Below are 4,185 nucleotides of genomic sequence, written 5' to 3'. Positions count from 1 at the left end.
ATTCTATCCTACATTACAGCAAGAAATCGGGCAGCTTTCAGCGCAAAATAATTTTGCAGGAGTAATTCAGGCAACGGTTAATCATCTGAAAAACCTGCTGCAGCAATCAAAGATCAATATTGTAAACCATAACATCAAAATGATGGACTGGCTTTACCGAAATGGAACCCAAAACGTAAAACAGATTATTGAAAATCTTTTTGTAAGATCTTTCAGAAGCTTTAAAAAACAAACCGACATCCACCAATGGAATATTCTGTACCAATACATGCCGGTAAGTTTCCAGAAAATCTACGTAAAACAATCTAAGATGGACGAAATCTTATTCAAAAGACACTAAATCATATCATATATATCACGAAAAATCCCGGGGCAATTAATGCTTCGGGATTTTATTTTTCTGAAGATAAAGTTGATTAATATTTACTTTTAAAAATATCAATCAACTTTTAAAAAATTATTTTTAAGGATTCTGCTCATATCCCGCAACCTGAATCTGCGATAAAGGAATCTGGTACAAATAATCGTTGGTGGTAATTGTAAAATTATAATTGAGACTTGCTGCAGCCTGATTGATAACAGTTACAGCCGTATTCCAACGCACAAGATCATGCCAGTAAACCCCTTCACCTGCAAACTCTACCCTTCTTTCTTTACGAAGCGCTGTGGTAAAATCACTTGCAGAAATAGAAGTGGAAATCGCTGTAAGACCTGCTCTCTGACGGATTCTGTTTAAATAAGGAACTGCTGCAGCCGTATTTCCCTGAATGTTTAAAACCTCAGCATACATCAGAAGCACATCAGCATATCGTATAATCGGGAAATTGATCGGCCAGTCGTAACGATTAGTTAAAACAACTCCTTTTTCACGGAATTTTACAAAAAATTTAGCCTGATCGGTTTGTCCGTTTTGTGCGATGAAGCTGGTTTTAATAGTTAAAGGAAGTCTTAAATCTCCCGGCTCGTACGTGTCAATCAACGATTGCGAAACGCCTAATTCTGCAGAACTGAACAAACTGCCTTGTGGATTGTAGAATGGATCGGCTACCCCAAAAGTAGGAGAAACATAGCTTGGCAAATAAGAACCTTGCGATAAACCGCCACTGATGTGCTGAATTTCAAAAAGATGGAATTTATTGTCATTTGCACTTTTAAATAAATCTGCATAATTAGCAGCAAATGTGACAAACTGACCTTCACCCTGAATAACGGCAAATAAATGGTCTTTTGCTTTTGCAACATAAGCCCCGTTATTCAGCGGATAACCGGAACCGGTAAGATAAATTCTTCCTAACATGGCATGAGCCGCCGATTTTGTTATCCTGCCTTTATTTGCATTATCGTGAACATTTTTTAAACCACCTATTGAAGCTTCAATTTCTGAAGTAACGAAATTATAAAGCGTTGCCAAATCTGTTCTTTGAATTGTGGCAGCTTCTTCCGGACTTACAGGATGATCGATCAAAGGAACTTTGCCAAAACTACGCATCAGCTCAAAATAAGCATACGCTCTTAAAAAACGGGCTTCGGAGCGGTATTGTTCTTTTGTTGCAGGATCTGTAAACGGTACTGCATCAATTCTTGACAAAAGCGTATTCGCATAAGAAATCTGCTGATAAGCATCTTCCCAAAGAATTTCCATTTCTTCTGTAGAAGAAGTGTCCTGAAAACGATTGATCGCATAATAATCTCTGTTTCCGTTTTGTGATATGGCATTGAAATTATTTGAACGGACTTCTGATGCCAATAAATAAAAATTAACATCATACCCTCCCCTCGACGAAGAATTTATCATTGCCGAATAAACACCAGACAACGCCTGCTGAATCTGCAACTCTGTGGTATAAAAAGAATTTTGCGTGATATTGTTTTCCGGCTCTAGCATTAAATCGTCTTCGCAGCTTAGCATTCCCAACATCATCGTTCCGCACACCAATGCTTTTGTGAGAGATTTCATATTGAGTTTTAAAACAGGTGTATTTATTTTATTGATTTTCATTTTTTTTAAAAATTTAGAAGTTAAAGTTTAAACCCATCATATATATTTTTGCGTTAGGATAGGCTCCGTAATCGGTACCGTCTGATTGTACAGATTCCGGGTTGTAACCGCCGTAATAATGATCTTTTCTCCAGACATTTTCCAAGCTGACATAAATTCTCAGGTTAGAAATTTTTAATTTTTTAACCAATTCCTCTTCAAAATTGTATCCCAGCGTTACGTTTTTCAACTGAATATAAGTCGCATCATACAACCATCTTGTATCTAAAAGACTTCCTGTTGTACCATCTAATCTTGGTGTTTTACCATCTCCGGGATTTTCATCAGAACGCCAACGGTTTGCCCAGTTTCCCATTACATTGGTTGTAGTTCCCATTCCGGTACGGTCAATTGCACGACCCAGCAAAGCATAGCTATAACCTCCTTTCTGACCCTGAAAAAACACAGAAAGATCAAACCCTTTAAAAGAAAATGTATTGGTGAAACCCCAATAATAATCAGGAGTAGGACTTCCTACAATATGACGGTCATTTTCATCAATTTTTCCGTCACCGTTAAAATCTCTGTATTTAACGTCACCCGCAATCGCACCATTTGTTTTGGCAACAGCCGCATTGTTGATGTCTGCTGTAGACAAAACCCCAATCGCTTCATATAAATAAAATGAATTGAGCTCTTCTCCCACTTTAATAATATTGGTACTGCTGCTGAAACCTGTATAAATAGGCGCATTATCACTACCTAATTGCAAAACTTTATTGTTATTGAATGCAATATTTGCATTGTAGCCTGTTGTGTAAGGAATCGGCTGCTGCAGAAGAAGATCATTGGTTTTTTTGATGTAATAATCTGCTGTAAAATCAATCCTATTGAATAAGCCTAATTCAAAACCAAAATCTGAAGACTGTGTTTTTTCCCAGGTTAAATTAGGATTGGGAATCGTATTGGGTATCAAACCGTTTGATAAACCTCCGCCAAATGAATAGTTCCCTCCGGCAAGTGTACCAAAAGCCCGGTAATCTCCGATGTTATCGTTTCCGTTTTCTCCCCAGCTGTATCTAAGCTTTAAGTTGCTTAACCAGGATTTATCTTTGAAAAATTCTTCTTCATCTATTTTCCATGCACCACCAAATGCTGCGAAAGTTCCATAAAGATTATTCCATCCAAATCTGGACGAACCGTCTCTACGAATACTTGCAAATAGCATATATTTTTTTTGATAATCGTAATTTACACGGCCAAATAATGAGATCAGCATTCGTTCCGAAGCCGTATATTCTGAGTTTAAAACTGATGCAGACTGAGTGAAATTAAATGTTCTTAAATCATCATTAGCAAAACCTTTGTTACGATTATACTGTGAAGTCGTTCTGTAATTTTCTGCACTATAACCCGCAAGAGCAGCAATGCTGTGACTTCCGAAAGTCTTTTTATAATTCAATAAAGCTTCTCCTAAATATCGGTTATAATTTACCGTTCTTCTGCTCGCAATACTTACCTGCCCCGGAATATTGGTCACCAGGTTGAAAGTTGGGATATAACCGGTATTGATGTTGAAATTATTAGTAGCGCCTCCTGAAATTTTAAAATTCAGACCCGGTAAAATATCGTACGACATATACAAAGTAGACAATAACCTGAATTCATTGGTATCATTGGTTGTGTTTTCTAAAGTTCCGATCGGACTTACCGTAGAACCTGCCCATCTGTATCTAATGTTTTTCCAGAAATTGGTATAAAGTCCGGCTGATAATTCTGCTACAGGAACCATCGAAAGCATTTTGTGCGCTTCATTGTCTTTTCCGTCAACGGCAGCTCCGTAACTTTGAGAATAACTTGGGCGTAAGGTGATTCCGGCTTTCCATTTATCAGAAATATTTACATCAACCACCGCACTTAAATTGAATCTATTGAAACCAGTATTAAGAGCCATACCTTCCTGATCAAAATACGCTGCGGAAATTGCATATTTTACATTCTGACTTCCTCCTCTTACCGATAACTGGTAATTCTGAATAGCTGCAGGACGATAAAATGCATCCTGCCAATCGATATAAGCAACCTGATTGGTTCCCCATCTCGGATCGACCATGTAGGTGATATTCGCCAGGTTATAATCGGTAGTATTTGCAAGATTAAAATAATTTGCACGCACCGCGTAGCATAATTTGCACGCACCGCGTAGC

2 protein-coding genes and 1 pseudogene are annotated in these 4,185 nt (G+C 37.8%); 1 reads left to right on the top strand and 2 read right to left on the bottom strand.

Annotated elements, in window-relative coordinates; genetic code table 11:
- Positions 1 to 340: DUF7674 family protein (locus AB4Y90_RS17110; RefSeq protein WP_441558772.1), on the top strand; the 340-nt coding region annotated here is incomplete at its 5' end.
- Positions 341 to 463: 123 nt separating this feature from the next.
- Here the strand turns inward: AB4Y90_RS17110 and AB4Y90_RS17105 are convergent.
- Both AB4Y90_RS17105 and AB4Y90_RS17100 read right to left on the bottom strand, forming a co-directional pair.
- A complete protein-coding gene (locus AB4Y90_RS17105; protein ID WP_441558771.1) occupies positions 464 to 1,999 on the bottom strand; it encodes a RagB/SusD family nutrient uptake outer membrane protein in 1,536 nt (511 codons plus the stop codon).
- A 13-nt stretch (positions 2,000 to 2,012) separates the two neighbouring features.
- A pseudogene (locus AB4Y90_RS17100) lies at positions 2,013 to 4,185 on the bottom strand (hypothetical protein); the annotation flags it as partial.

The sequence above is a fragment of the Chryseobacterium sp. 2TAF14 genome (assembly GCF_052115105.1).
In the GTDB taxonomy this organism is placed as follows: Bacteria; Bacteroidota; Bacteroidia; order Flavobacteriales; family Weeksellaceae; genus Chryseobacterium.
The sequence above is the reverse complement of the archived record's forward strand: the minus strand, read 5'-3'. Positions and strand labels throughout refer to the sequence as shown.

Excerpts from the sequence above, each read along its gene's own strand:
- AB4Y90_RS17105 (WP_441558771.1), bottom strand. The coding sequence starts at position 1,999 with ATGAAAATCAATAAAATAAATACACCTGTTTTAAAACTCAATATGAAA.